Source organism: Enterobacter cloacae complex sp. HYC003_NIDB, assembly GCF_056673375.1.
In genome coordinates, this window is sequence record NZ_CP114220.1 from 2,322,483 (window position 1) to 2,348,755 (window position 26,273).

Annotated in this window: 26 protein-coding genes; 25 read left to right on the forward strand and 1 reads right to left on the reverse strand. The window is 50.5% G+C overall.

All coding sequences use genetic code 11. The features are described 5' to 3' along the window. Positions 1-917: 917 nt before the first annotated feature. Positions 918-1,322, reverse strand: coding sequence for a hypothetical protein (locus O1722_RS10940; protein WP_058686504.1), 405 nt, complete (start codon positions 1,320-1,322; stop codon positions 918-920). Between the two features lie 76 nt (positions 1,323-1,398). On the opposite strand from O1722_RS10940, the gene O1722_RS10945 reads away from it, so the two are divergent. From O1722_RS10945 to O1722_RS11065, 25 genes are all read left to right on the forward strand, one after another. Further along, positions 1,399-2,388 (forward strand): terminase small subunit, encoded by a 990-nt coding sequence (locus tag O1722_RS10945; RefSeq protein ID WP_033488007.1) that lies wholly within the window; start codon positions 1,399-1,401, stop codon positions 2,386-2,388. Next, positions 2,366-3,673: a terminase large subunit domain-containing protein gene (locus O1722_RS10950; protein WP_033488006.1), complete on the forward strand. Its 1,308-nt coding sequence runs from the start codon at positions 2,366-2,368 to the stop codon at positions 3,671-3,673. Before O1722_RS10945 ends, O1722_RS10950 begins: the two co-directional genes overlap by 23 nt. 745 nt (positions 3,674-4,418) lie before the next feature. Beyond that, positions 4,419-5,063, forward strand: coding sequence for a DUF4055 domain-containing protein (locus tag O1722_RS10955; RefSeq protein WP_479954636.1), 645 nt, complete (start codon positions 4,419-4,421; stop codon positions 5,061-5,063). Between the two features lies 1 nt (position 5,064). Further along, positions 5,065-6,156, forward strand: a complete 1,092-nt coding sequence (locus O1722_RS10960) for a structural protein (protein WP_033488004.1) — start codon at positions 5,065-5,067, stop codon at positions 6,154-6,156. 86 nt (positions 6,157-6,242) lie between these two features. Then, complete coding sequence (locus tag O1722_RS10965) at positions 6,243-7,013, forward strand: hypothetical protein (RefSeq protein WP_033488003.1); 771 nt, start codon at positions 6,243-6,245, stop codon at positions 7,011-7,013. Between the two features lie 11 nt (positions 7,014-7,024). Continuing rightward, positions 7,025-7,978, forward strand: a complete 954-nt coding sequence (locus tag O1722_RS10970; protein ID WP_033488002.1) for a major capsid protein — start codon at positions 7,025-7,027, stop codon at positions 7,976-7,978. A 2-nt stretch (positions 7,979-7,980) separates the two neighbouring features. Then, on the forward strand, positions 7,981-8,259 hold the full coding sequence (locus tag O1722_RS10975) for an Ig-like domain-containing protein (RefSeq protein ID WP_255248644.1): 279 nt from the start codon (positions 7,981-7,983) through the stop codon (positions 8,257-8,259). Positions 8,260-8,295: 36 nt separating this feature from the next. Beyond that, on the forward strand, positions 8,296-8,778 hold the full coding sequence (locus O1722_RS10980) for a DnaT-like ssDNA-binding protein (RefSeq protein ID WP_033488001.1): 483 nt from the start codon (positions 8,296-8,298) through the stop codon (positions 8,776-8,778). A gap of 1 nt (position 8,779) precedes the next feature. After that, positions 8,780-9,130 carry a hypothetical protein gene (locus O1722_RS10985; RefSeq protein WP_032643352.1) on the forward strand — a complete coding sequence of 117 codons (351 nt, stop codon included), beginning with the start codon at positions 8,780-8,782 and terminating at the stop codon, positions 9,128-9,130. 1 nt (position 9,131) lies between these two features. Further along, positions 9,132-9,716: a hypothetical protein gene (locus O1722_RS10990; protein WP_033488000.1), complete on the forward strand. Its 585-nt coding sequence runs from the start codon at positions 9,132-9,134 to the stop codon at positions 9,714-9,716. Then, entirely contained in the window at positions 9,713-10,123 is a 411-nt protein-coding gene (locus O1722_RS10995) for a DUF4128 domain-containing protein (protein ID WP_033487999.1), read from the forward strand. The genes O1722_RS10990 and O1722_RS10995 overlap by 4 nt, the downstream gene beginning before the upstream one ends. 69 nt (positions 10,124-10,192) lie before the next feature. Next, on the forward strand, positions 10,193-10,864 hold the full coding sequence (locus O1722_RS11000; RefSeq protein ID WP_022651272.1) for a phage tail protein: 672 nt from the start codon (positions 10,193-10,195) through the stop codon (positions 10,862-10,864). A gap of 64 nt (positions 10,865-10,928) precedes the next feature. Beyond that, positions 10,929-11,240 carry a phage tail assembly chaperone gene (locus tag O1722_RS11005; RefSeq protein WP_033487998.1) on the forward strand — a complete coding sequence of 104 codons (312 nt, stop codon included), beginning with the start codon at positions 10,929-10,931 and terminating at the stop codon, positions 11,238-11,240. Between the two features lie 47 nt (positions 11,241-11,287). After that, positions 11,288-11,551, forward strand: coding sequence for a DUF1799 domain-containing protein (locus tag O1722_RS11010; RefSeq protein WP_050515907.1), 264 nt, complete (start codon positions 11,288-11,290; stop codon positions 11,549-11,551). Beyond that, a complete protein-coding gene (locus O1722_RS11015; protein ID WP_100151288.1) occupies positions 11,548-14,460 on the forward strand; it encodes a phage tail tape measure protein in 2,913 nt (970 codons plus the stop codon). The genes O1722_RS11010 and O1722_RS11015 overlap by 4 nt, the downstream gene beginning before the upstream one ends. A 35-nt stretch (positions 14,461-14,495) precedes the next feature. Beyond that, entirely contained in the window at positions 14,496-14,843 is a 348-nt protein-coding gene (locus O1722_RS11020) for a phage tail protein (RefSeq protein ID WP_033487995.1), read from the forward strand. Continuing rightward, the gene (locus O1722_RS11025; protein WP_033487994.1) at positions 14,840-15,595 is read left to right on the forward strand and encodes a phage minor tail protein L; all 756 of its coding nucleotides are present in this window, start codon (positions 14,840-14,842) and stop codon (positions 15,593-15,595) included. Before O1722_RS11020 ends, O1722_RS11025 begins: the two co-directional genes overlap by 4 nt. A 1-nt stretch (position 15,596) precedes the next feature. Further along, positions 15,597-16,310 carry a C40 family peptidase gene (locus O1722_RS11030; protein ID WP_033487993.1) on the forward strand — a complete coding sequence of 238 codons (714 nt, stop codon included), beginning with the start codon at positions 15,597-15,599 and terminating at the stop codon, positions 16,308-16,310. Between the two features lie 29 nt (positions 16,311-16,339). Continuing rightward, on the forward strand, positions 16,340-16,969 hold the full coding sequence (locus tag O1722_RS11035; protein ID WP_033487992.1) for a tail assembly protein: 630 nt from the start codon (positions 16,340-16,342) through the stop codon (positions 16,967-16,969). Between the two features lie 43 nt (positions 16,970-17,012). Beyond that, positions 17,013-17,339, forward strand: a complete 327-nt coding sequence (locus O1722_RS11040; protein WP_100151287.1) for a hypothetical protein — start codon at positions 17,013-17,015, stop codon at positions 17,337-17,339. A 59-nt stretch (positions 17,340-17,398) separates the two neighbouring features. Then, positions 17,399-17,953 carry a hypothetical protein gene (locus tag O1722_RS11045; protein ID WP_127341893.1) on the forward strand — a complete coding sequence of 185 codons (555 nt, stop codon included), beginning with the start codon at positions 17,399-17,401 and terminating at the stop codon, positions 17,951-17,953. 62 nt (positions 17,954-18,015) lie between these two features. Next, positions 18,016-21,603 (forward strand): TipJ family phage tail tip protein, encoded by a 3,588-nt coding sequence (locus O1722_RS11050; RefSeq protein ID WP_100151285.1) that lies wholly within the window; start codon positions 18,016-18,018, stop codon positions 21,601-21,603. A 1-nt stretch (position 21,604) separates the two neighbouring features. Continuing rightward, on the forward strand, positions 21,605-22,570 hold the full coding sequence (locus tag O1722_RS11055) for a DUF6453 family protein (RefSeq protein ID WP_058686501.1): 966 nt from the start codon (positions 21,605-21,607) through the stop codon (positions 22,568-22,570). Positions 22,571-22,629: 59 nt separating this feature from the next. Next, entirely contained in the window at positions 22,630-23,766 is a 1,137-nt protein-coding gene (locus tag O1722_RS11060; protein WP_127341566.1) for a tail fiber domain-containing protein, read from the forward strand. Positions 23,767-24,279: 513 nt separating this feature from the next. After that, positions 24,280-26,127 carry an acyltransferase family protein gene (locus tag O1722_RS11065; RefSeq protein WP_100151284.1) on the forward strand — a complete coding sequence of 616 codons (1,848 nt, stop codon included), beginning with the start codon at positions 24,280-24,282 and terminating at the stop codon, positions 26,125-26,127. The last annotated feature ends 146 nt before the right edge of the window (positions 26,128-26,273 follow it).

Consider the following 26,273-nt stretch of genomic DNA (forward strand, 5'->3'; position numbering starts at 1 on the left):
AAGTAATACCTACTTACTGCTAGACCCAGCCAGTTCTGTCCGAGCTGGCTTTTTTTGCAAAAAAAAGCCCTCTCAGAGAGGGCTACAGGAGTCTCAGTTTCGTTGCTCTTTTTATTGATGTTCCCCGGAGTTGGCATTCTCCGCATCAGAGTCATGTATAGCCTGGCAGCCAGGCAGATAACAACAAGCGTAAGCGTGGGATATTAAGAATTTCCTCAGGTTGTTTTCACTTGTGGATGGGCTAAAGATCTTGAAGCAATAAGCGGGTTGACCGCAGCCATAAGGCCATGCAGCAGCCATAATGCTGCCCCGAGTCGCGTAATGGCGAGCAGGTATAGCATACCGTGGTGAGGGTTAATAAGGGGAAATGCTCCGATAGGTGGCAGCCATTACAACGCTAGTCTGCCGGTGGTCTTGATATTGGAATGTGCATAAATCCTTTGCTGAAGTAAGTTAATGGCTTTAGCTAATGAGATAAAAATGAGTGAACAAAAGCATTCCCATGTTGTGACCGTGGTGAAGAATTCTATCTTGTCTCTTTATGGGAGGCCGATGCTGAGAGCTATGACGATGTTGTAATGATGGATCGATTTGATGATTATCTTGACTGTATGGTACCTGAAGTTAGCTCATTCGAAGTGTGGCTGGATGAGCATGAGGAATATGAGGGTAATTATCGTTTATGCCCAGGTTGTGGCTCAGATAGTTAGAATCTAATTGTGGCTATCAAGCCGCCTACGGGCGGTTTTATCGGTATAATAATGGGTATGACAAACAACCGAAGATTATCTTTTTTTATAATGAAAATATACAATCAACACAATATTCTCAATGATTATTTTAAATGGTGGTTTTTTGAAATTAATTGGAGGGGGCTTGATTTGATAAAGCGCCTCTCCATTTTTAGTCAAGTATTATCAACCTATATAGTGCAAAACAGAATAGAGAACAGCACTGCTCAGCGCAGGGATAAGCTTAAGGATGCCCGTGATACTATTTTTCTCTTTACCAGTAGGCAAATTGGCGAAATCAATAATCGCGCCGGTAACAGCCCAGTTTGAAGCATAAAAAGCGATGCCTTTTAAGGGGTCGGTTTGTGAAACCCAGAGTGTAAAACCAATATTTGCTAAAACTGAGACTATTAGCAATAAACATATCCACCTAAATTTCTTTTCCCCTATGTTCGATGACGTCAGCGCAGTGCTAATTAATTCACTTTCAGGGGAGTCAACGAGGCTGTTCTTTTCATTTTTAGAGCTTTCATCAAAAATGGCATTAGTGCTTGGTTTTACTTCAGTTTTTGTTTCATCTTTATATGTCATTATAATCTCAACTTTTTCATTATTAACGTATTGTAAGTAATATTGATCATTTACGAAGAAAACTAAAGAGGATTTTATGGCTAAACCGGACTGGGGCGTGCTTCAGCAACGGTTCCTGTCCGAACATGCCGCAACCGGCGTATCACCGAAGGAGTGGTGTGAAGCGCAGGGACTGAATTACGCTACCGCCCGTCGATATATCAAAAAACCTTCTGCGCAAACTGCGCAAAAATCTGCGCAGAAAAAAGTGCGCAGTGCGCAGAAAGAACAAAGCGCAAATGAGCTGATGGATGATGATGGACTTACGGCTCAGCAACGCTTATTTGTCGCGGAGTACCTGAAGGACAACAACGCCACCGCTGCCGCTGCACGTGCTGGTTATAGTGACCCAAACTACGGTCGCCAGCTCATAACGAATCCTAACGTTGCCCAGGCCATTGCGCAGCAGCAGAAAGCCTCCATTGCGCGCACGCTTGGCGGTGCCGATGAAGTCCTCGCGCAGATGTGGCAGCTTGCCACCTTCGATGCAAACCAGCTATCGCAGTATCGCCGCGGCGCGTGTCGTTACTGCTGGGGCTTCGGTCACCAGTACCAGTGGCGCGATATGGTGGAGTTCGAAGAGAAACGACTCGAAGCGCTTGAGCGGAAAAGTCGCGAGCCCGCTGATGTTGGTGGTTATGGCTATGACCATAATCGTGAGCCTAACCCTGCCTGCCCACGCTGCAACGGCGATGGTATCGGCCAGCCTTACTTCGCTGATACGCGTAAACTCTCGCCAGTCTCGCGACTCGCTTACTCCGGCGTAAAGATCGGAAAGAACGGCGTCGAGATAACCGCTATCAGCCGTGAGCGTATGTTCGAAGCCGTAATGAAACGGCTTGGCCTGGCGGATAGCGAGTTCGCTCAGCGTCTCCAGCAGATCGAAATCGAACGCCGGCAGTTGGAGGTTGAGAAACTCCGTAAAGATTTGGCCGGTGAGGGGGAGGACGATGAACCAACCCCAGTGCAGATCAATATCAACGTAGTGGATGCGAGGGCAGACGATGGGGATCAGCCCGACACTTAACATTCCTCAGGCGCGCTTCCTCGCGATGGAGCACAAGTTTAAAGCCTATGTTGCCGGGTTCGGTTCCGGTAAGACGTGGGTAGGGTGTGGCGGCATCTGTAAGGGGATGTGGGAGCACCCTAAAATCAACCAGGGTTATTTCGCGCCGACGTACCCGCAGATTCGTGACATCTTCTACCCGACGATTGAGGAGGTGGCCTTTGACTGGGGGCTGAGCGTCAAAATCAACGAGGGGAACAAAGAGGTTCACTTCTACGAGGGGCGACGATACCGTGGGACAACCATCTGCCGTTCGATGGAGAAACCCGGCTCGATAGTTGGTTTCAAAATCGGTAACGCGATGGTGGATGAGCTGGACGTCATGGCGGCGGCAAAAGCACAGCAGGCCTGGCGAAAAATCATCGCTCGTATGCGCTACAACGTCGATGGGTTACGTAACGGCATCGATGTTACGACCACGCCGGAGGGGTTCAAATTCGTCTACCAGCAGTTCGTGAAGGCGGTGCGTGAAAAACCAGAGCTTGCGGCCCTGTACGGTCTGATACAGGCCAGCACATTCGATAACGCTAAGAACCTGCCCGCGGATTACATCCCGTCGCTGTTGAGTTCTTATCCGGATGAACTGATTCAGGCATACCTGCGAGGGAAATTCACCAACCTTAACAGCGGGACCATTTACCACACATTTAACCGCAAGCTGAATAACTGTTCTGACGAGATTCAGGACGGGGATCCGCTGTTTATCGGTATGGACTTCAACGTGGGGAAAATGGCCGCGATTGTTCACGTAAAGCGTAACGGCCTTCCGCGTGCGGTTCGTGAACTGGTGAAGGTCTACGACACGCCGGCGATGATAAAGCGCATTCAGGAAGAGTTCTGGCGCTATGAGGACGGTCGCTACGTGAAGAGCCGGGAGATTTACATCTATCCGGATGCCTCAGGCGACTCCCGCAAATCCCAGAACGCCAGCAAGACCGATATTGCCCAGCTCAACGATGCCGGATTCAGCGTCATCGTTGATGATGCCAACCCGCCGGTTAAGGACCGCATCAACTCTATGAACGCCATGTTCTGCAACGCCAACGGCGAACGCCGCTATCTGGTGAACGTTCAGAACTGCCCGGTTTACACCGAGAGCCTCGAGCAGCAAATCTGGGCGGCCAATGGCGAACCGGACAAATCAGCTGATAACGATCACCCCAATGATGCTGGTGGGTACTTCATCGTGAAGGATTACCCGATCGTGAAACCGGCATACTCAATCACCATGGACACCACTTTCTGATATGGCAAACGACGACATCACCTAGGTTCGACCAGAACACCGGGCGGCTTCTGCTGCCTGGCGGAAATACAGGGACTTCTGCAAAGGAGCTGAGGCCGTAAAGGCGGCGGGTAATAAATATCTGCCTTATCTTGACCCAACCGATAAATCCACGCGTAACCGCAAACGCAACGAAGACTATCTGAGTCGCGCGGTGTTCTATGCCATTGCCGGCAACACGAAGATCGGCATGCTTGGGATGGCATATCGCAAGGATCCCACGTTTAACGGTCCGGAGAAGCTTAAATACCTGTTGGATAACGCTGACGGGGCCGGCACCAGCATCTATCAGCAGTCGCAGCTGGTGGTCGAGAACGTGCTGGAGGTGGCTCGTGATGGGCTTTATGTTGACTATGCAGAAGCATCAGACGAAGCGATCATTCTCCGCTATCCGGCAGAGAACATCATTAACTGGCGGACGAAGCGTATCAATGGGCGCGATCAACTGGTGCTGGTGGTCCTGCGCGAATGCGTAGAAGAGCCGGATGGTTACGCTTACAAGGATGAAATCCAGTACCGCGAGCTGGCGCTGGAAGAAGGGCGGTTCATCTGCCGGGTATGGCGCCGGGCTGGTGGCACTGCAAGCGGAACCTATACCGTTGACAGTGAGTATCACCCTAAGCCAAAAGGGAAGGACTACTGGGACGAAATCCCGTTCACCTTTGTCGGTGCTCAGAACAACGATCCTACCATTGATGATTCACCGCTGGCTGCGCTGGTGGAGATAAACCACGGCCATTACCGGAACAGCGCTGACTATGAGGACAGCGTGTGGTTCTGTGGCCAGGTGCAGCCGTACATGACCGGGCTTGATACCAACTGGCGCGATCATCTCGAGAAGAAGGGCGTGAAAATTGGTTCCCGATCACCGCTTTTACTTCCCAGGGAGGGCTCGTTTGGTTATGCCCAGGCGCAACCGAACATGCTGGCTAAAGAGGCCATGGACAGTAAGCGCGATTACATGGTGCAGTTGGGCGCCCGACTGATTGAGCAGAACGCCACGGCGAAGACTGCGACGCAGGCGAGCGGTGAGCAAACATCATCAACATCGGTGCTCGGTATCTGCGTCTCAAACGTATCTGAGGCCTATACACTGGCGCTTGGCTGGTGTGCAAAATACCTCGGCATCAAGGGAGAGTCGACGAGTTACACCATCAATCAGGAATTCATAGCGAAAGTTGCTGAGTCGGGCATGGTGACGGCAATCGTCAACGCCTGGCAGTCCGGTGCGCTGCGCGATAGCGATATGATTCGCGCGCTGCAGAAGCTTGATCTCATTGACCCGGCCGACAGCCCGGACGAGGTGATTGATGCGCTCCGCAACCAGGCTCCCACGCTGACCGGGGGCTGATATGGGAACAGTCAACGAAAGTTTGCGGGATGAGGCCATAGCTCATTCCGTCTGGTTAAGCCGCTATGCAACAGGCGTGGCAAACCGAATGGTAAAGTTGCTCAACGAGACGGACGCAGAACTGTCTGCCCGCCTGCTGGATGCACTGGATCGGCTTCCGGCTGATAACTTCACGGTTACACGTCTGGAAAGCTTGCTCGGCAGCGTACGCGAACTTAACCATCATGCTGTCGCTTCGATGCAGTCCGGGCTGGAAGGGGAACTGCTTGCGCTTTCCAGGAATGAGGTCAGTTATCAGCTGAGCCTGTTCGATTCCCTTCTTCCCTCACAGGTGCTGGCACGCTACCCGCTACAGAGAATCACCGCCGATATGGTTTATGCCGCGGCGATGGCTCAGCCATTTCAGGGGCGCCTGCTGAGTGAGTGGGCGGAGAATCTGGAATCGGACAGGATGGCGCGGATCGTAAACGCTGTACGCCGTGGCTATCTTGCTGGCGACACGGTTGAAACCATCTCCCGAAGCGTGCGCGGTCATGCCAATAAAGACTATCGCGACGGCGCGCTCCAGATGAGCAGGGCAAACGCAGCAAGCATCGCTAAAACAGCCGTGAATCATCTGGCTGCGACCGCGCGCAACAGCTTCACCAGCGCCAACAGCGACATCGTGAAGGGTAAGCAGTGGCTGTCTACGCTGGACAATAAAACCAGCCACGACTGCATTATTCGTGACCTGTTGCGTTACACCCTGGATAACAAACCGGTCGGGCACAAGGTGCCTTACCTGCAGGGACCCGGGAAGATTCATTTCTGCTGTCGATCTACTGAAACCCTGATTCTCAAGTCGTGGCGCGAACTCGGCATCGATATCGACGAGATGGACGAGGGGACTCGTGCCAGCATGGATGGACAGGTACCGGGGAAAACATCATATCTGGAATGGCTCGCACGCCAGTCGGCACAACGCCAGGATCAGGTTCTGGGTGCCGAGCGTGGACGTCTGTTCCGCGCGAGTGAAATCGACCTGGTTGATATGTTCACTGACAAAGGCGAGTGGATCAGCCTGGAGCGTCTTAAGCAGCTATCAGGCGCTTGAACCTGACAACCATCACTTTCTACACGCCCTGGCATCCGCCGGGGCTTTTTTATGGGCGAGGCCCGACAAAATCCCGAGGGGAAATTATGTTAATTCGAAACATGCTTCTGAAATATTACGCACCTGAAAGCGGCGGTGAGGTCAGTGGTGGTGGTGGTATCGAAATCACCCCCGAAATCCAGAAGCTGATTGATGAGCGTGTGACCAGTGAAGTCACTGGCCTGAAATCGAAAAACTCTGAACTGCTGGGCACCATCAAACAGCAGAAAGAAAACCTGTCCCGCTTTGACGGTATCGATCCAGACGCTGTACGCGGCATTCTCCAGCGTTTTTCTGACGATGAAGAGGCGAAGCTTATCGCCGCCGGAAAAATTGACGAGGTGCTGGATAAGCGTACCGAGCGTCTGCGTGCTGACGTTGATAAGCAGATCAAAGCGGCGAACGAGCGCGCGGAAAAAGCTGAAGCGTTCTCCAACAAATTTCGGGATCGGGTCCTTGGGGATGCAATCCGTGCAGCAGCCTCTAAAGCGGGCGCGCTGCCGGAAGCATCAGACGATCTGATCCTGCGTGCCAAAGGCACATTCCAGCTCAACGACGAGGGCGAGGCCGTAGCAGTTGATGCAAATGGCGATGTTCTGTTCGGTAAAGACGGCAAAACCCCACTAAGCCCGCTTGAGTGGGCGGAGTCTCTTAAGGAGACGGCTCCGCACCTGTTCCCGCGCGCCGAAGGCACCGGCGCAGGCGGACACAAATCAAACAGCGGTGGCAGCCTGAAACGTTCCGAAATGAGCGCCAGCGACAAAGCGGACTACATCCGCAAGCATGGCCAACAGGCCTTCCTCAAACTTCCGAAATAAGGGATTAACCCATGTCTACCACTGTTAATAGTGACCTGATTATTTATGACGATCTGGCGCAGACCGCTTTCCTCGAGCGCCGCCAGGACAACTTGGCAATTTTCAACGCTTCCTCCAACGGTGCGATTTTGCTGGATAACGAACTGATCGAGGGCGATTTTCGTAAGCGTGCTTTCTACAAAGTTGGTGGTTCCATTGAATCGCGCAATGTGAACTCTAACGGCAAAGTTGAAGGTAAAAAGATCGGAGCTGGTGAAGCGGTATCCGTCAAAGCACCGTGGAAATACGGCCCGTATGAAACCACGGAAGAGGCCTTTAAACGCCGTGGCCGCTCCGTTGATGAGTTCTCCGAAGTGATCGGCGTTGATGTCGCAGATGCCACGCTGGAAGGCTACGTGAAATACGGCCTGAAAGCGCTGACTGCGGCGATTGGCGCTAACGCGGACATGGTGGTCACCGCCGATATCGAAACTGACGGCAAGAAGACCCTGACGCGCGGCCTGCGCAAGTACGGGGACAAGTTTAACCGCGTGGTTCTGTTCGTGATGCACTCTGCCACTTACTTCGACATTGTTGATGAGGCGATTGCCAACAAAATCTACGAAGAGGCGGGCGTGGTGGTTTACGGCGGGCAGCCAGGCACCCTGGGTAAACCTGTGCTGGTGACTGACACCATGGACGCTGATGCGATCCTTGGGCTGGTATCTGGAGCGGTTACTGTCACCGAGTCTCAGGCGCCGGGCTTCCGTTCCTACGATATCAACGATCAGGAAAACCTTGCGGTTGGCTATCGTGCTGAAGGCGTGGTGAACGTTGATCTGCTGGGCTACAGCTGGGATACCGCCAAAGGTGATAACCCTGACCTGACCGCCATCGGCACTGCGGGCAACTGGAAGAAACACTTCACCAGCAACAAATCTACGGCAGGCGTGCTGATTAAACTGGAATCCGCTGTGGGGGAGTAACGCTGTCAGCGCATAAAACCTCCGCAACTGCTGACAGTACAGACGCGGTAACTGTTTCTCTGAAGTACACGCTAAATGGCTCCGGTGTATCCGGTAAAACCGTCGCGTGGACATCTACAGGAGGCACGCTCAGCACGGCCAGTTCTCAAACCGGCTCTGCTGGTGGTGCAACGGTGAAACTCACATCAGACGCAGCTGGAACCTTCACGGTAACCGGTACTGTAGATGGAGTGGCGAAAACCACTGAAGAGATCACCTTCACTGCGCCTTCCGGTGAATAACGAATGGGGCGAAAGCCCCATAAACAGGATGTATCGATGGTCAATACCGATATCACCTCTCCTTATGCCAACAGCTACGCCAGTGAAGAGGATCTTGCCTCATTTGCGGAAATACGCGGCATTGAACTGCCTGACAAGCTCACATCGTTGTTGATTAAGGCCATGGATTACCTGGAAGGTCTGGACTGGGTTGGCTCAAAAACAGACCCACGCCAGCCGCTGGCATGGCCACGCGTGAATGTCATTCTGGATGAACATGATTTCCCGCCGGATGAAGTTCCACGGCAGGTTATAACCGCACAGTGCATGCTGGCGGTAGAGGCAATCGACGGCGATTTACTCTCCAGCGTGCGCGAAGCCGCTGTGAAAACTGAACGTGTGGAAGGTGCTGTCACCATGGCCTATGCGGTCTCAGATGGTGAAGTCTTCACGCCGTCCTATCCTGCCGTTATGGCGCTGCTGGGCGACCTCGCTGGTGGTCGTGGTTACGCCATCAATGCATTTGCTGAGAGGGCCTGATATGGCGATAGATTACCAACGTATGCAGGCCAGAACGACCCGCATGCTCAGGCAGAACGGCGCGACGTACAACGTCACACGTAAAGGCTCGGTAACGGTTATCGGCGGCGTTGAGCATAAAACTGAAGCGGTCCGTTTTACTGCTGTGGGTGTGAAGACCGAATACGCGCCAGGCGAAATAGATGGAACGGTAATCGTTAACGGCGATGTGCAGATCGTTTTTACGGCAGAGCAGGAAATTAAAATCGGTGATGTGGTTGATATTGACGGCACAGCCTACCGTGTTGTCAAACCGAACCCGGCAAAACCTGCCGTGCTGGTGCTCTGCTACAAAGCGCAACTGAGGGCTTAGCATGGGCGAGAACGCGGCTTTCCTGGCTGAAATCACGGCTTTCGTTAACAAGGCGAAAACGAATCAGGAAGCAGTGGTACGCGCCGTCGGAATCAAAATTCTTAACCAACTGGTGTTGATGTCCCCAGTGGGCAACCCGGAGTTGTGGGAAGTTAACCAGACAGCAGTTTCCTATAATCGCGCTGTTTACGACCACAACGAGGCGCAGCGGGCCAATCCCGATAACCTGACCAAAACCGGGCGACTGAAGAAAAAAGCCCGGGTGTTGGATGGGATGGATATCAAAGCACCGCCGGGGTATACGGGCGGACGCTTTCGCGGTAACTGGCAGGTGTCCTTTGATGCGCCAACGACTGACGAGACAGGCCGGGTTGATAAGACAGGTGATCTGACAAAAGCGGCCGGGAACTACACGCTGTCGCTCTTCAAAGTCGGGATGAAGGCCATTTATTACTGCAACAACGTGCCCTATGCCTACCCGCTTGAAATGGGGCATTCCACACAGGCTCCGGGCGGCATGGTCCGCATAACTGCAGCTGAGTTTCAACGCTTCTTTGAGGAAGCTGTCAGGGAGGTGACTAAGTGATTCCTGATATTGCATCTGCACTGGCCGCCAGACTGGGTGCCTGGGCTGATGCCGAGGGCATTTCGGTTGCATGGGAGAACGTGCCGTTTACACCTCCTGCTAACGAGATGTACCTGGCCGTTCACGATCTGCCCGTTACGCCGCGAACAATCGATCTCGGCTTGCGCTGCCGGACTTATTCTGGCGTGTACCAGATTAATGTCGTGGCGCCAGCCGGCTCCGGCCGTACCTCCGTCGTTGCCCTGGCGAGCAGAGTGGCGGAATTGTTCCCCGAGGGGCAGGAAATTGCAGGCAAAGACTTTACCTGCTGGATTAGCCGCGCGCCTGGCATATTCCGCGGCGTCCCTACACCTGTGTCCTACACCGTTCCTGTCAGCCTGAATTATCGGGCAGACATTACCAGCTGATTCCCTCTCTGACATCCCACACCTGACCGGCTTAACGCCGATTATCTTGTTTCTGAAGGAGAAACCATTATGGGCTTTGCATTGCCTAACGGCGCTCATGTTTATCTGGCATCGGGCTACGGCCCGGCCATTACTTTCACCGGCGCGACGAATGCTGAGCACACGGTGATCACCGTCAGCGCCGCGGACGATATTGCGGTCGGCGATATCGTTCACGTGAACTGCAACTGGTCGGGTATTGATAACGTTATCGCGAAAATCGACGCGATTGCGGAGAATGCTGTCACTCTTCGCAACATCAATACCACCAACAAAAACAAATACGCGGCGGGCGGCGGTTCCGGCTCTATTCGCAAAATTGAAGAATGGACCGAACTGCCACAAATCACAGAGGTATCGAAATCCGGTGGTGATCAGAACACCACGCAGATTCAGTTCCTCAGCGACGATCGCCAGCGCAACCTGAACACCTATAAATCCGCAGTCTCGCAGACCTACTCGATCGCGCATGACTCCACGCTCCCGGTATATCCATTGCTGCGCCAGCTGGACGAAGACGAAGAGACCGTGGCGGCTTACATGTACGTGCCGAAGGCGAAGGAAAACCGTTACTGGGCGGCCACGGCGTCCTTTGATGATACGCCAACTACTGCAGTTAACGAGGTAGAGACAGTGAGTGTGGTGCTGAACCTGCAGTCACCGGCGATGACGTTCTACAAGGTGACTGACGCTGCCGCCTGACCCGTCAGAGCTTTCACCATTCCATGCCTCCCATCACGGAGGCTTTTTTCGTTAAGAGGTATCAATGGCGACTAAATTCACCCTTCAGCCCAAACCAACCTTCAAGGCCAACGTCTCGATCCCGCGCGCTGGTGATGAGGATGGCGTACTGACCTTCACGTTCAATCATAAGCCACTTAAAGAGCTGGCTGATCTGGAAAAACTGGAAGGCAAAACCGCCACTGATTTTCTAATGGAAATTATTTCTGGCTGGGCGCTCCCCGATACATTCAACGCGGAAAATCTGTCGTTGCTGCTGGAAAACTACCCGGCTGCAATGAAGGCTATCCCTGAAACCTACTATCGCGAACTGATGGGGCAGCGCGAAAAAAACTGATAGCGGTTGCCTCTGCATTCTATACGCCTGAACCCACAGCGGCAGACCTGGCACCCTATGGGCTTACGGCGGATGACTACGACGATCAATACATCGACGTCTGGCCAGATGTATGGCCATCATTCCTGGTGTTTCAGGCTGTCAGTACGCAGTGGCGCACGGGCATGGGAGGCGCATCAGGGCTTGATTACAATGTGCTGCCCTGGGTGATGCGCCTGCACCAGGTCGACGACGAGGCAACCGCGCTTACAGACATCCGAATCATGGAGAGCACCGCACTAAAAGTTATGCATAAAGAGAGGGCGGAATGAGTAACGACATCGCCACGATTTCCCTGCGCGTAAATACCACTGAGCTGGAGCGTGGTAACCAGGCACTGGATCGCTTTCAGGAGACCGCGACCGCTGCTGCAGGTAAAGCGGATGACCTGAACAGTACGTTCCGCACCGGCATCGATAACCAGAAGAAGAACAGCGAAAGCCTGAAACAGCAACGGCAGGAACTGCAAAACCTGCTGAATAAAATTAGTCCGGTAAACAAGGCGCTGGATGAGTTGGACACTATCCAGGAGAGCCTGGCGAAGTTTCGTGGTAAAGGGCTGGTGGGAGACGAGGATTTTACTCGTTACAACAGCGTGCTTGAGACGACGCGGGCAAAACTGGCACAGGTAATGGAGTCTGAGACCGCAGAGGGGCGGGCTCGCATTGAGCAGGCTCAGGCAGCGCAGCGGGCAGCTGCAGCGGGCAAAACCTTTATCGATTCGCTGGAGGAGCAGGTCACAGCAATCGGAAAAACGCGCGCAGAACTGTTAGAGCTAAAAGCTGCCCAACTCGGCGTATCCGATCGTGCTGCACCAATGATCGCAAAGCTGAAAGAGCAGGAAGAAGCATGGAAGTCTGGGGCTATCAGCGCGGGCCAATATCGCAATGCTATGCGTTATCTCCCGATGCAAATGACCGACATTGTGACTTCACTGGCTTCCGGTATGCCGGTTTATATGGTTGCTATTCAGCAGGGCGGGCAGCTCCGTGACTCGTTTGGCGGTGTGGGCAATGCTCTGAAAGCAATGTTGTCGATGGTGACTCCTGCCCGAGTGGCCATTGGTGGCCTGGCTGGCGCTGTACTGATTGCGGCCAAAGCGGGATCGGACTACTTCACCGCTTACAACGAAATCAACAAGGCCATTATCAGGACTGGCAATATTGCCGGCACGTCAGCGCTCCAGATTATGGCTTCCTCTCAGTCTATTGCTGCCTCTACTGGGGCTACTGTAGGAACCGTTCAGAGTTTGATGACTGAGCTGGTTGGCATGGGATCGCTGACACAGCAGCAACTTGAAAAAGCAGCGGGCTCCACGGCGCTGGCGGTTCAGACCGGTATAGTCTCGGCGCAGGACATTGCCAAAGCCTATAAGGACATCGAAAAAGACCCTGTTAAAGCGCTGCAGAGTCTCAACGAACAATATAATTTCCTGACCGTTTCACAACTTAAGCATGTTGACGATCTGATGAAGCAAAAGGACCAGACCGCGGCAGTTACGCAGGCTATGGACCTGTTTGGCGATACGATGGCAAAACGCGGAGAGCAGGCTTACGACTCGCTGACACCGTTTGGTCGCCTGTGGCTGGATATCAAGGGCTGGGCGTCTGAGGCCATGCAGAGTATCGGTCAGTGGGTAGCAGAGCTGGCATCAAACACACTGAAGGAATTCAACGCAATTTATTACAGCGTTGCGATCGTTTTCCAGAAGCTGAACCAGATCATTTCTTCCTCTATCGCTGCCGCGATTAACCTCGTTCCCGACTGGGCGAAAACAGATACCTTGCAGGGATGGCAGGACTACAACGAACAAATGGCCGGCGCTTATGGCGACAGCATTTCTCAGCTGAAAAAAGACTGGGATGCGGCTGATATAAGTGCAGGTAAATACCTCGATACGACCAGAAAGATAAGTACCGCAACCACCCAGAAGGATCGGGAAGGAGTCGCTTCTTTTGGTAAAAAGACCAAAACCGGCAAGCAGGGCACATTATCGGCTGGCGATCGCAGCACGGATGCTGCCCAGGCCGAGTTGCTGGCGCTTCAGGCACAATTACGCGCGCTGCAGCAGCACAAAGGGCTGAACGACACTATCAGCCAGCAGCGCAAAGATCTGTGGACGACTGAAGCGAAATTTCAGGTGCTGGAAGAGGCCTCGCGTTCACGTTCACTGACAAAGCAGGAGCAAGCCCTGCTGGCGAGTAAAGACCAGGTGCTTCAGTTGGCACGGCAGAAAGCCCTGTTAGGTGATCAGATTACCGCACAGGAACAGCTGAACAAGCGAATGGATACCTCGCAGAAATACGTCACGCAGATGGCAGAGAAGCAGGCTGCATTAGTGAACGGTGCCGGGATGAGTGACCGTCAGGCACAACGTGAACTCGCGAAAAGTCAGCTTGCCGCTGGCTGGAAGATTGCTGGAGGTTCACTTGACGACGAGGGCTATCAGAACCAGCTTAAAGCGGCGAATGATTACTATGATGCAGAGGACCGGTTACGTGGCGACTGGCTGACTGGCGCGAAAAAGGGCTGGGCTGAATTTGAGGACAGCGCGACCAATGTTTACTCGCAGGTGCAGACGATTACCAGCAATGCGTTCACTGGGATGGCCAGCACGCTCACCGATTTTTTTACTACTGGTAAATCTAACTTCTCAGATTTCCTGACTACCTTCCTGAAGGGCATCGCCCAGATGCTGACGCAACTGGCTCTGGTTAATGGAATGAAGTCAGCCTTTGGTGGAACGGGTATCGGGGCGTTTTTTGGTTTTTCTGGTGGCGGTCTGGTGCCAGGATTCGATAGCGGCTGCTACACCGGTGATGGCGGTAAATATCAACCGAAAGGTGTAGTTCATGGAGGTGAGTTTGTCTTTACGAAGGAAGCGACCAGTGCGCTGGGTGTCGGTAATCTTTATGCGCTTATGCGGGGCGCTCAAGGTTATGCAAACGGCGGCTACGTCGGAAACGCACCGATGTACGGATTACAGGCCGCTGGTTCAGGGAATGTGACGGTGCAAACGTCTGTTGTTGTGCAGAACCAGAGCCCGCAACAGCAAACAAACGCTGGTAGCGATACGATGTCCCGAGCCTATAAGCAAACTATTGATCAGTCAGTGCGCGAAGGTATTGCGAAGCAATTAAGGCCCGGAGGGCTCATCTGGAATGCTTCCAAATCACGATAACCCGCTTCGGCGGTTTTTTTATGCCCGGAGAAAGCATGGCAATCGAAACATTCACCTGGCGAACACAGATACAGGCGGGAATGGAAGGAACGTTTACCCATAAAACGCGCTCAGCAACCTTTGGCGATGGCTATGAGCAGATCGCCGGGGAAGGCATTAACCCTGAAAAGCAGTCATGGCCTGTCACACTGACGGGGAAAAAAGCGGACATGCTTCAGGCCCTGAAGTTCTTTCGTTCTCACGTCACGAAGTCATTTATCTGGACATCGCCAGTTGGCGAAACAGGGCTCTACCGGATTGAGGCCGAATCAATCAAGTCACAGCCCTTATCCAGCAACGTTCTGACCATTTCCGCAACATTCAAACAGGCGTACGCTCCATGATCACAGCAGACTATCAAAACCTTGAGCCCGGCAACAAAGTCCGGCTTATTGAAGTTGATGGCTCTACGTTCGGCGTGGATGATGTACTGCGATTTCACGCGTACAACCTCCCGCACACGGAAGAAGAAATCGCCGCCGCTGGTGGTGATGAATCAAAGCTGGAGGCGAAAAGCATCTGGTGGCAGGGGGAAGAATATGCCGCCTGGCCGTATCAAATTGAAGGGCTAGAAGCCTCCACAGACGGCAACAGTGCCCAGCCAACGCTCACGGTTGCAGATATCGATAGCAAGATTACAGCACTGTGCCTTGCCTATGACGATATGCTACAGGCGAAAGTCACTATCCATGACACCTATTCGCACTATCTCGATGCGAAGAACTTCCCTGCAGGTAACGCAACAGCTGATCCGCAACAGGTCAGAAAACGAGTTTTTTACATTGATAGCAAAGCCAGCGAAATTCCGGGCGAGAGTATCGAATTCGTGCTCGATAGCCCGATGTCGTTACAGGGAAAGATGATCCCTACACGTCAACTTCATTCTCTGTGTACCTGGTGTATCCGGAATAAATATCGCACCGGCGATGGCTGCGACTATGCCGGAACCCGCTATTTCGATAAAAACAACAACCCGGTGAGCGATCCGTCTTTGGACGAATGCAACGGCACGCTGAGGGCGTGCAAACTTCGATTCGGCGAAAATAACGAACTATCGTTCGGTGGTTTTCCGTGCACGTCTTTGATCAGGAGCTGATATGCGTCAGAAAACCATCGATGCGATTATGGCCCATGCTGCAGTTGAGTATCCTCGCGAGTGTTGCGGCGTGGTGGCGCAGAAAAGCCGTGTTGAACGTTATTTCCCGTGCCGGAATCTTGCCGCAGCGCCGGAGGACAATTTTGTACTTTGCCCCGAAGACTATGCAGTTGCAGAAGACTGGGGGAAGGTGATCGCCATCGCTCACAGTCACCCGAATGCCACGACGCAACCGAGCGAGTTGGATAAAGCGCAATGCGATGCAACCCTTTTACCCTGGCATATCGTGAGCTGGCCGGAGGGGGATTTACGGACCATCCAGCCGCGTGGTGAACTGCCGCTGCTGGAGCGCCCGTTTGTGCTTGGCCACTTCGACTGCTGGGGTCTGGTGATGAGCTATTACCGGCAAACGCATGGGATAGAGCTTCACGATTACCGGGTCGATTACCCCTGGTGGGAAAACGACTACCCGGACAACTTCTATCAGGATTGCTGGTATGAGTGCGGATTCCGTGAATTCGACGGGCCGCCAAAACCTGGCGATATGGTGATCATGCAGGTTCAGGCTGATAAGTGGAATCATGCGGGGATTTTGCTGGAAGGCAACATGCTACTGCATCACCTATATGGGCATCTGAGCCAGCGCGTACCTTATGGCGGTTACTGGCGTGAGCGCACAATGAAAATACTGCGCTTTAAAGACTGTTTCTGGTAACCGCCTGTGGCAGTTTCTATGGGGGGAAAATGGCTGCATTACTCAATGTTGAGCCGGTCCGCACAATTCGATTGTACGGCGTGCTAGGCGCCACCTTCGGGCGTGAATATCGTTTATCAGTAGCTTCACCTAAAGAGGCCATCCGCGCTCTGAGCATTATCGTGCCGGGTTTTGAGCGTTTCCTGAATACCAGTAAGCAACGAGGTTTAACCTATGCGGTATTTAGCGGGAAACGAAACCTCTTAAACGATGAGCTCAGTATGGACAGGAGCTCAGAGGAAATCCGCATCGCGCCGGTGATCATCGGCAGTAAGCGAGCCGGGGTGTTTCAGACAATCCTCGGGGTTGCCCTTGTCGCTGTTGCCGCGTTCGTCACGGGAGGGGCCGCGATTGGGATTGGTGGTACCGCTTTCGCTGGTGGATGGGGCGCTGTGGCGGGGATTGGGGCATCAATGGCGATCGGAGGCGTAGTCCAGATGCTTTCTCCACAGACAACCGGGCTCGCCAGTAAGCAATCTGCGGATAACCAAGCCAGTTATGCCTTTGGTGGAGTCACAAATACGACAGCTCAGGGCAATCCGGTACCACTTTTGTACGGCCGGCGCCGTATAGGTGGCGCGATTATCTCCGCTGGTATCTATGTGGAAGACCAATTCTAAAGATGTTATATATATGGAATAAGTTGTAATAGGGATATTAATCGTGAATCAAGATGCTTTAGTCATAGCTAGATCCATTTTGGAGCTCAAGCAAGATGGAGATGTGCTCAAGGACTATATTTTTCCATTCTTTGTTGCTTTTTTTTCAGCTCTACTTGGTGCCGGTGTGGCTTATTCTTTTAATAAAAGGCAGGAGCGGCACAGGATTGAGAGGGAGCGGTTTGATTTGGCAAATAAATTATTGTCTGATGTAACTTCAGCTTTGAATTCGCTAGTATCAATAAAATCTAACTACATTGGTTTGACTGAGGTTGATCCATATAAAAGAGCATTTTCAATTCCATTTACTATGCTTGATGAAAGAAGTTAGGTGTCGATATCGCAAGGTATTATTTTATCGAGCCAAAGCAAACGTGTAATTTTACAATAATGCAAAAAATTTCCCGCTGGATTAATCAAAAGATTGTTCGCGTTGTTCCATCTGAACCTTCAATGGAAGATTTCGGTAAAAGTTGGCGGAATTTAATGAGGGTAAAGGCATTTGTAAATAATTATAATTATATTCTGTTTGTTCTGCACAAAAGGAATGCAATCGAGGAGGATATAAAAAAGGAAATCCAAACTATCTGTCGTCAGCAAAAGGCCGATCCTCGTAAAGTTAGTCTAGAATTTGTGCTATTACATTTGGAAGGAGAAAAGTTAGTTCATCATGTTCATTTGACAGAGCTTTTTATTTCTCTACTGGATCATGTCTTGAAAGAAATGGATTCTTTTGTGAATTGTTTTCCTGATATAGCTGAAAGTAATATTGAAATGAAGATGATTGGTGAAAGGGCGAAAGTTGTTAGGGTTATAAATGATCGCCCTGCTTATTTAGCAAGTCTTATCCCAATAATAAAGCCAGATTTTCGAGCTTTATCAAAAATTGTCGGGAGAAACCTTCGTGAAACCGAACAAACATACACATTCAGAGATTGGTATTGAATTTACTTACGAAAATATCTTTCATCTAGCCACCTCAGGGTGGCTTTTTTTATGGGTGCAATATGGTTACTTCTACCCCGATTACAGGCCGCAAGGGTGGTAACTCCAATTCCCGGACCCCTACGGAACAGCCTGACGATCTGCAATCTATAGCAAAGGCGAAAATCCTCGTTGCACTAGGTGAGGGTGAATTTGCAGGGCAGTTGACGGCGAAAGATATCTACCTGGACGGAACGGCTCTGGAGAATGCTGACGGCTCTCAAAACTTCAGCGGCGTTACGTGGGAATTTCGCGCGGGAACTCAGGCGCAAAAATATATTCAGGGCATACCCGGTACCGAAAACGAAATCAACGTGGGAACTGAGGTATCGAGCGCTACAGCGTGGACGCGCACGTTTACCAATATGCAGCTTTCAGCGGTTCGCCTGCGCCTGAAATGGCCTTCGCTTTTCAAGCAGGAGGACGACGGCGATCTGGTCGGTTACTCGGTTAATTATGCGATTGACCTGCAGACGGATGGTGGCACATGGCAGACGGTACTCAATACCAGTGTGACCGGCAAAACGACTTCAGGTTACGAGCGCAGCCACCGTATTGATTTACCTCAGGCTGGCAGTACCTGGACAATCCGACTCCGTAAGATTACCTCTGATGCCAACAGCGCGAAGATCGGCGACACGATGTCGCTGCAGAGTTTTACTGAGGTAATTGACGCCAAGTTACGCTATCCAAATACAGCGCTGCTCTATATCGAATTCGATTCCAGCCAGTTTAACGGCTCTATCCCGCAGATCTCCTGCGAGCCCCGCGGCCGCGTTATCCGCGTTCCAGATACTTATGACCCCGAAACCCGCACTTATAGCGGTACGTGGGCTGGGACATTTAAATGGGCCTGGACCGATAACCCTGCATGGATTTTCTATGACCTGGTAGTTAGCGACCGTTTCGGACTTGGGGATCGTCTTACAACGGCCAACATAGATAAATGGACGCTTTACCAGGTTGCACAGTATTGCGACCAAATGGTATCGGATGGCAAAGGCGGAAGTGGTACAGAACCACGTTATACCTGCAACGTGTACATTCAGGAACGCAACGACGCTTATACGGTCCTGCGTGATTTTGCTGCAATCTTCCGTGGGATGACCTACTGGGGCGACGACCAGATTGTGGCGCTGGCGGACATGCCGAGAGATGTTGATATTACATACACGCATGCGAACGTTATTAAAGGGCGTTTTACATATTCCAGCAGCACCACAAAGAACCGTTACACCAATGCGCTGGTGTCCTGGTCTGATCCTGATAACGCATATTCTGATGCGATGGAGCCTGTTTTTGAGCAGGCGCTGGTTGCGCGTTATGGGTTTAATCAACTTGAGATAACTGCGATCGGTTGTACCCGTCAGTCGGAAGCGAACCGGAAAGGGCGATGGGGGATCCTCACCAACAACAAAGATCGCGTTGTTACTTTCAATGTAGGGGAAGATGGCAACATTCCACAGCCTGGCTATGTAATTGCTGTAGCGGACCGAAATCTCTCAGGGCGCGATCTGGGCGGCCGTATCTCTGCGGTGAATGGTCGCGTGCTGACGCTGGACAGGGCGCCGGATGCTTCGGCAGCCGACAGGATGATTGTCAATCTTCCATCGGGTGTTTCTCAGTCACGCACCATTCAGTCGATAACGGGCAATAAAGTTACCGTTACGACCGCTTACAGTGAAACGCCTGTGGCTGAGGCCGTATGGGTCATTGAGTCTGATGAGCTCTACGCGCAGCAGTATCGCGTTATTACGGTAACTGATAATAATGACGGCACGTTCACAATTGTCGGTGCAAATCACGATCCGGATAAATTCGATCGCATTGATACCGGAGCCATCATTGACCAGCGGCCGGTGAGCGTGATCCCGCCGGGCAACCAGTCGCCACCTGCGAACATCGTGATCAGCTCGTTTTCTGTGGTGCAGCAAAATATCAGCGTCGAAACAATGCGCGTGAGCTGGGACCAGGCGCAGAACGCTATCGCCTATGAAGCGCAATGGCGCCGCAACGACGGGAACTGGGTTAACGTGCCGCGCACCTCCACCACGTCATTCGACGTCCCGGGGATTTATGCCGGGCGCTACCTGGTGCGCGTGCGCGCAATCAATGCCGCAGAAATCTCGTCCGGATGGGGCTATTCAGAAGAGAAAACGCTGACGGGTAAAGTGGGCAACCCACCGAAGCCGGTTGGCTTCATCGCTTCTGAAAACGTGGTATTCGGTATCGAGCTGAACTGGGGATTCCCGGCGAATACCGACGACACGCTGAAGACGGAAATTCAGTACAGCCTGACCGGTACCGAGGACGATGCGATGCTGCTGGCCGATGTGCCTTACCCGCAGCGCAAATATCAGCAGATGGGCCTTAAGGCTGGGCAGATTTTCTGGTACCGCGCGCAGCTGGTGGACCGCAGCGGCAACGAATCAGGTTACATAGAATGGGTACGAGGACAGGCCAGCATCGATGTTTCCGACATCACAGATGTGATTCTGGAGGAAATTAAAGACTCCGATACGTTCAAAGACCTGATCGAGAATGCGGTGGACAGCAATGAAAAAATTGCTGGCATGGCTGACGACATCAAACAGGCCAACGACGAACTTGAGCTGCAGGCGCAGGAAATCGCAAAAAACGCGCAGGACATCGGGAAGGTTCAGACCAGCGTTAATGAGCTTTCCAGCACGGTTGGGGATGTGTCGTCTTCTCTCTCAGAGCTTGAGCAGACCGTTGCGACTGCTGATACCGCGCTGGGCCAGCGAATCGACAGCATTAGCGTGTCTATGGACGGCATGGCGGGAGGAGTGAAGAACTCCGCCATCGCGATTATTCAGGGCAACCTGGCGCAGGTGGCTGCGCGCAAAACGCTGTCTGCATCGGTCGCCGGTAACAGCGCGCAGCTGGACCGCATTGATGAGGTGATCGTCAACGAGAAGGAGGCAACGGCGCGTTCGCTGCTGAGTTTGCAGACTGACGTGAATGGCAACAAGGCATCCATAAACAGCCTGAACCAGACCTTCTCCGATTACCAGCAGGCCACCGCCACGCAGATAAACGGCATCACGGCGACCATCAACGGACATACCTCAGCCATTACCACTAACGCTCAGGCCATCGCGAACGTTAACGGGGATCTGAAGGCGATGTACAGCATCAAGGTCGGGTTATCCAGCAACGGTCAGTATTACGCGGCTGGGATGGGGATCGGCGTTGAGAATACGCCTTCTGGTATGCAGTCGCAGGTTATCTTCCTGGCTGACCGCTTCGCCGTAACGCACCAGGCCGGAGCTACGGTGACCCTTCCGTTCGTTATCCAGAACGGGCAGACCTTTATCCGAAATACTGTGATTGGTGAAGGGACTATCGACAACACCAAAATCGGCAGCTACATCCAGTCCACAACCTGGGACGGCACGGGGAACGTTGGCTGGCACATCAACAAGTCAGGCTACGCGACGTTCAACAACGTGACCGTTCGCGGCTCGATTTACGCCACAAACGGTAATTTTTCTTTCAATGGCTCCGGCAACACAACAGTGATTAATGGCAACGGTTTAACCGTCAACATTCCTGGTGGTGGCCGGATCGTACTGGGGACATGGACATAAGATGCCGACAGGATTATTGATAGAACTTAATGACGGCGGAAAGCGCATGGAGATAACGGCGGGTCTGAGATGCCCGTCTTTTGGTGGCAGCTTTGATACTGGCTACCAGAAAGCAAAGTATGTGGACATCACTGGTTATGTTTCCGGGGCGCAGGTGCTGTTTATCCCGCACGCTACGGCTTACCTTGATTCAGGGCTGCTTCATAAGATGAACTCGGTCACCATATCGGGGGGCCGCGTCACGCAGAACTCAACGATGAAAGACAACCGCATCAGCGAACGGGACAGCACTTACACGTTTCCGGGAAGCCTATGGCAGATATTCCCGACAGGTCAGCGAAGTGGGGTGGGCTTGCTCATCAGCAACAGTACAGACTTCACCTCGATAACCAATGCCACACAGTCAGGCCAGTGTATCTGGAAGGGTACCGTTAATGTTCCGACCGGGGGTTGGGCGGTTCCCTCGATAGCAGGTTATGACAAGTCGAAATATATCGTTTTTGGACGCTGCAACAGCGGCAATACGATTGACTTCGACGGAAATACGGTCAGGTTCTTCAGCCCTCCGTCCACGAATGATGACGCCCCCGCAACAGGTACGATAGACATCGTTATCTTCGCCAGCGGCGTAGCGCCGCAGCCTGGTACCGGCCTCAATATTTTCAATGCTGCCGGTGCCTGTACGTTTTCAACCACAAAACGGCCATTCGTATATCTGAACCAACTCTGGAACCCTTCGACAAGCGCCGTGAGCATCGGTAGCGGCTATGTTCCGCTGGGGAGATTCGGGCTGATGGCTCACGAAGTGAATGGCATGTACGTGTATCGAATGTTCGGAATAAAAATACAGAACGGCATTGCTTCAGTTCAGGGGGGGAAATATCTTGGGCGCGAGCGTTATGCAATTTTTGGTAATGACACTGTAACGCCGTTGAATCTTCCCGTTCTTCCCGATATGTACGTCTGAATAAACTGTCTTTTTAATCAACCTCGCTCCGGCGGGGTTTTTTATTGCCTGGAGAAAATATGCTTTATAACACTGGCACCATTGCCATTAACGGAAATACAGCCACCGGCACCGGCACGAACTGGACGGCACCGGCCAGCCAGATTCGGGTTGGCCAGACGTTGTTTGTTCTCTCTAACCCGGTACAGATGTTTCAGATCACGGCCATCAACAGTGCGACGTCACTGACGATTACACCCGCAGCGTCTCCGGCGCTGAGCGGCCAGAAGTACGGCATTCTTGTTACTGATAGTCTCTCGGTCGACGGCCTGGCGCAGAGCATGTCTCAGCTGATCAACGATTATGACGAGAACATCGGCGCTTGGGAGACGTTCGCCACCACCTCAGCAAACCAGAACATCACCGTTACCATCAACGGTGCTCGTGTAACCATTCCGGCGATCGGCAAACTGGTCCAGAAACGGAGCAATGGGGCGGTTGGAGTTTCGGACGGCGGAACCGGGGCAACTGATGCCGATATCGCTCGCACTAATCTTTACGCGGCAAAATCTGGAGAGAACGAAGATATCACTTTGATACGTGGGTTGAAGGGGCGCGCCCAATTGTGGACTGACACCGATTATTCCACAGGTACGCTGGTAAGTTACACCGGGACTACAGTCGGTGCCATAGTGCGAGCCACTACATCCATTGTGGCAACATCTACTTATGCGGCCAGTGCATCCTTTGGTTACTGGATTGATGCTAACAGCATTGGTAGCAGTGGGCCAGCGCTGGCAAGTACAGGTTCACAACAAAATAGATGGCTTTTCAGAAACTCGTCTGGCGTTATTAGCACGGCAAATGGTGACATAACTCCGTCAGCTTCTGACGAGCGCGTTAAAAACATAATAAGAGAGATTACCGAAGAGGAGGCGGTTGACTTCATATCAGGACTAAAACCTATTAGATATACCTTCAAATGGGCTCCTGAAAAGATAAAGGTAGGGTATAGCGCACAAAATATTGAGACTCTCGATTCGGAGTTAATCTCGGTATCAGCACTGACCGTAATTGACCCAGTAAGCGGTGAAAGCAAGACATTCGAGGATGGAAAAATTATCGATCCTGGGGAAGTTGGTGCCGCTTATCTTGTTCCCGTGGTTAAGCAGCTTCTCAGAAGGCTGGATGATCTTGAAAACGCGATGAGAAATTAAATTTTATTTAAAGGTGAAATGGAATATGCATAGATGGTGCTAAAATGATTTAAGACTGAAGTGACTTTATAAATAATTGCTCAAAAATAAATGCGATTGTTTTGGTGGGGGGGACACGTTGGGCTCATGTTTTAAATATTCTGAGAGCTTGAGATTTTCAGTAATAAAGATGGGTACTCAGCCTCGAGGATTTGTGCGTTTTTTGAGCTGATTGATTGGCTTTTGATTAAATTACGTACCGACGTCGCACAGAAGTTCTTATGGAAATGTTAAAGAATTGGGATAAACCCTACAAAAACTATATGAAATACTTGACTGTTCTTTAATAATAATGATACTCGTGAGGTTTCACTACACACACTACTTTACGCATAAAATTAATGAAACACAAAATAAATTACAGACCTGAATTAGATGGGCTGAGAACCATTGCAGTACTTGCTGTTCTAATATATCATGCCAAATTAAGTTTCAATGGCGCGTTCCTTTTACCTGGAGGGTTTTTAGGGGTTGATGTTTTTTTTTGTGCTTTCTGGTTACTTAATTTCTTCAATTATTCTTAATTCAGAAGCATCAAATAGTTTTAGTTTTTGGGGGTTTTATAACAGCAGAGCAAAAAGGATTTTTCCAGCATTATTTGCTATGCTGATTGTAGCTTCTTATGCTGCATACGGAATATTACTTCCAGATGCCTTTTTAATTTATGGTAAAACCCTAATAGCTTCGGCTCTATTTGTATCAAACGTTTACTTTTTTGGCGAGGATGCCTATGTCTCCGAGTCAAGTGATTTAAAACCACTTTTGCATACATGGAGTTTGTCTGTAGAATGGCAATTTTATTTAATATTTCCTGCGATTCTTTTTTTAATGTTAAAATTATTCAAAAAAAGAGTCATTTGGATTGTATTTTTAATGTGGTTTATTTCTTTTGCTGTTTCTGTTTATCAAGCCAAATATAATATAAATGCTGCATTTTATTTGCTACCTTCAAGATCTTGGGAATTGCTTTCTGGTTGTTTGGTAGCAATTATAGGTAGGAGAAGTAATAAATACTTATCATTTCTAGGAATGGCTATGGTAATTTTTTCACTGACTTTCATGAGTGATAAAATAGACCATCCTTCATTTTTAACACTGATTCCTGTGATTGGTACGTGTCTTTTTATAATATTCGCACATCACAGCAAAGACATTTGTGGTAAAACACTTTCGATCAAGCCTGTTGTATTTATAGGGATGATTTCATACTCTTTGTATTTATGGCATCAACCAATCTTTGCCTTCTATAGAATAAGATTTTATGAAATAAACACTTTCACTGGCTTGGCGTTGATTTTTGTTTCCATATTAGTCGCAGTGATATCATATTATTTTATAGAAAAACCTTTCAGGAAGGGTGGTTATAATTTATACAAGAAAATACTGGCAACTACATCGTTTATCATGATAATGACTTTTTCCTATTATATTCATGCAACTAATGGGGATATATCAAGGTTGTCCCTACAAGCCCAAAATATATATATGAACTTTTCAGAGCCTGAGTTTCGTAGGCTTAAGGGCAACCCTGGTGCGAACTTGAGGAGTGGAATAATAAGCGAGTCATGTTTCTTGAGAGATCCCTATGATGCCTGTTCTAACGGTGATAGTTCGTGGGTTACAATTGGTGATAGTTACGCAGGTACTTTAGACTTTTATTTGAGTAAGGTACTTTTAGAAAAAGGACATGGGCTTATGTCATTAACTTATGAGCAATGCCCTTTCGTAAATGATTTTTGGTTTGGTAATGTACCAGAATGCGTTGAAGTTAATAAGCGTAGATGGAATATTATAAAAAGTTTCAAAGAAAGAAAGAATATCATTATCTCAGCAAATTATTATTTCTTCCGGGAGGGTAAGCTTGCAACAAACAATCCTCTGGAAGACGGTAGGAATAATTTGAGCTATGGCATTAGAGCCAATGAGGATGAGGTATGGCAGTCTTTTTCTAAGAATATTGTAACTCTCCAGGCATTGGGTCACAATGTAATCGTTATTTACCCTATCCCATCTGTTACTGAAGATGCAAAGAAAATGTATTTATCATTAATAACCGATCTTAAACCCCAATTTGACGGTATTATATACGAGAAAAATATCAAAGGGAAAACCGATGCTATAGAATTTGCTAAGAAATTAGATTCTGTAATCGTTAATAAAGAAAACCTAACTATAATTAGACCTGTTGATTTTATTTGTGATAATAAAGGATGCAAAATAATCACTACCGAAGGATCTCTATATAACAGCGGGAGTCATCTGTCAAATGTCGGTGTTAAATTATTATTTAGCAAAACCGATTTCAATGGGGCTAATCGTTGAGGGCTTTATCTATTCATAGAGTCCAAGGAAAATTTTTTAATTAAAAAATATAAAATATGTGACGGGTAAATTTTAATCGCACATGAAAAATATATTTAGTATTAGATTTTAATCGGAGATCTTCTAGACAGAAAAAATGGCGATTA

What these genes read in the sequence shown, in the direction of transcription:
- O1722_RS10960 (WP_033488004.1), top strand. Translation starts at nt 5,065, where the DNA reads ATGGGAACAGTCAACGAAAGTTTGCGGGATGAGGCCATAGCTCATTCC.
- O1722_RS10965 (WP_033488003.1), top strand. Translation starts at nt 6,243, where the DNA reads ATGTTAATTCGAAACATGCTTCTGAAATATTACGCACCTGAAAGCGGC.
- O1722_RS10940 (WP_058686504.1), bottom strand. Translation starts at nt 1,322, where the DNA reads ATGACATATAAAGATGAAACAAAAACTGAAGTAAAACCAAGCACTAAT.
- O1722_RS11060 (WP_127341566.1), top strand. Translation starts at nt 22,630, where the DNA reads ATGCTTTATAACACTGGCACCATTGCCATTAACGGAAATACAGCCACC.
- O1722_RS10945 (WP_033488007.1), top strand. Translation starts at nt 1,399, where the DNA reads ATGGCTAAACCGGACTGGGGCGTGCTTCAGCAACGGTTCCTGTCCGAA.
- O1722_RS11030 (WP_033487993.1), top strand. Translation starts at nt 15,597, where the DNA reads ATGCGTCAGAAAACCATCGATGCGATTATGGCCCATGCTGCAGTTGAG.
- O1722_RS11015 (WP_100151288.1), top strand. Translation starts at nt 11,548, where the DNA reads ATGAGTAACGACATCGCCACGATTTCCCTGCGCGTAAATACCACTGAG.
- O1722_RS11045 (WP_127341893.1), top strand. Translation starts at nt 17,399, where the DNA reads ATGCAAAAAATTTCCCGCTGGATTAATCAAAAGATTGTTCGCGTTGTT.
- O1722_RS11005 (WP_033487998.1), top strand. Translation starts at nt 10,929, where the DNA reads ATGGCGACTAAATTCACCCTTCAGCCCAAACCAACCTTCAAGGCCAAC.
- O1722_RS10985 (WP_032643352.1), top strand. Translation starts at nt 8,780, where the DNA reads ATGGCGATAGATTACCAACGTATGCAGGCCAGAACGACCCGCATGCTC.
- O1722_RS10970 (WP_033488002.1), top strand. Translation starts at nt 7,025, where the DNA reads ATGTCTACCACTGTTAATAGTGACCTGATTATTTATGACGATCTGGCG.
- O1722_RS11055 (WP_058686501.1), top strand. Translation starts at nt 21,605, where the DNA reads ATGCCGACAGGATTATTGATAGAACTTAATGACGGCGGAAAGCGCATG.
- O1722_RS11065 (WP_100151284.1), top strand. Translation starts at nt 24,280, where the DNA reads ATGTTTTTTTTTGTGCTTTCTGGTTACTTAATTTCTTCAATTATTCTT.
- O1722_RS10980 (WP_033488001.1), top strand. Translation starts at nt 8,296, where the DNA reads ATGGTCAATACCGATATCACCTCTCCTTATGCCAACAGCTACGCCAGT.
- O1722_RS11035 (WP_033487992.1), top strand. Translation starts at nt 16,340, where the DNA reads ATGGCTGCATTACTCAATGTTGAGCCGGTCCGCACAATTCGATTGTAC.
- O1722_RS11020 (WP_033487995.1), top strand. Translation starts at nt 14,496, where the DNA reads ATGGCAATCGAAACATTCACCTGGCGAACACAGATACAGGCGGGAATG.
- O1722_RS10950 (WP_033488006.1), top strand. Translation starts at nt 2,366, where the DNA reads ATGGGGATCAGCCCGACACTTAACATTCCTCAGGCGCGCTTCCTCGCG.
- O1722_RS11000 (WP_022651272.1), top strand. Translation starts at nt 10,193, where the DNA reads ATGGGCTTTGCATTGCCTAACGGCGCTCATGTTTATCTGGCATCGGGC.
- O1722_RS11025 (WP_033487994.1), top strand. Translation starts at nt 14,840, where the DNA reads ATGATCACAGCAGACTATCAAAACCTTGAGCCCGGCAACAAAGTCCGG.
- O1722_RS10990 (WP_033488000.1), top strand. Translation starts at nt 9,132, where the DNA reads ATGGGCGAGAACGCGGCTTTCCTGGCTGAAATCACGGCTTTCGTTAAC.
- O1722_RS11050 (WP_100151285.1), top strand. Translation starts at nt 18,016, where the DNA reads ATGGTTACTTCTACCCCGATTACAGGCCGCAAGGGTGGTAACTCCAAT.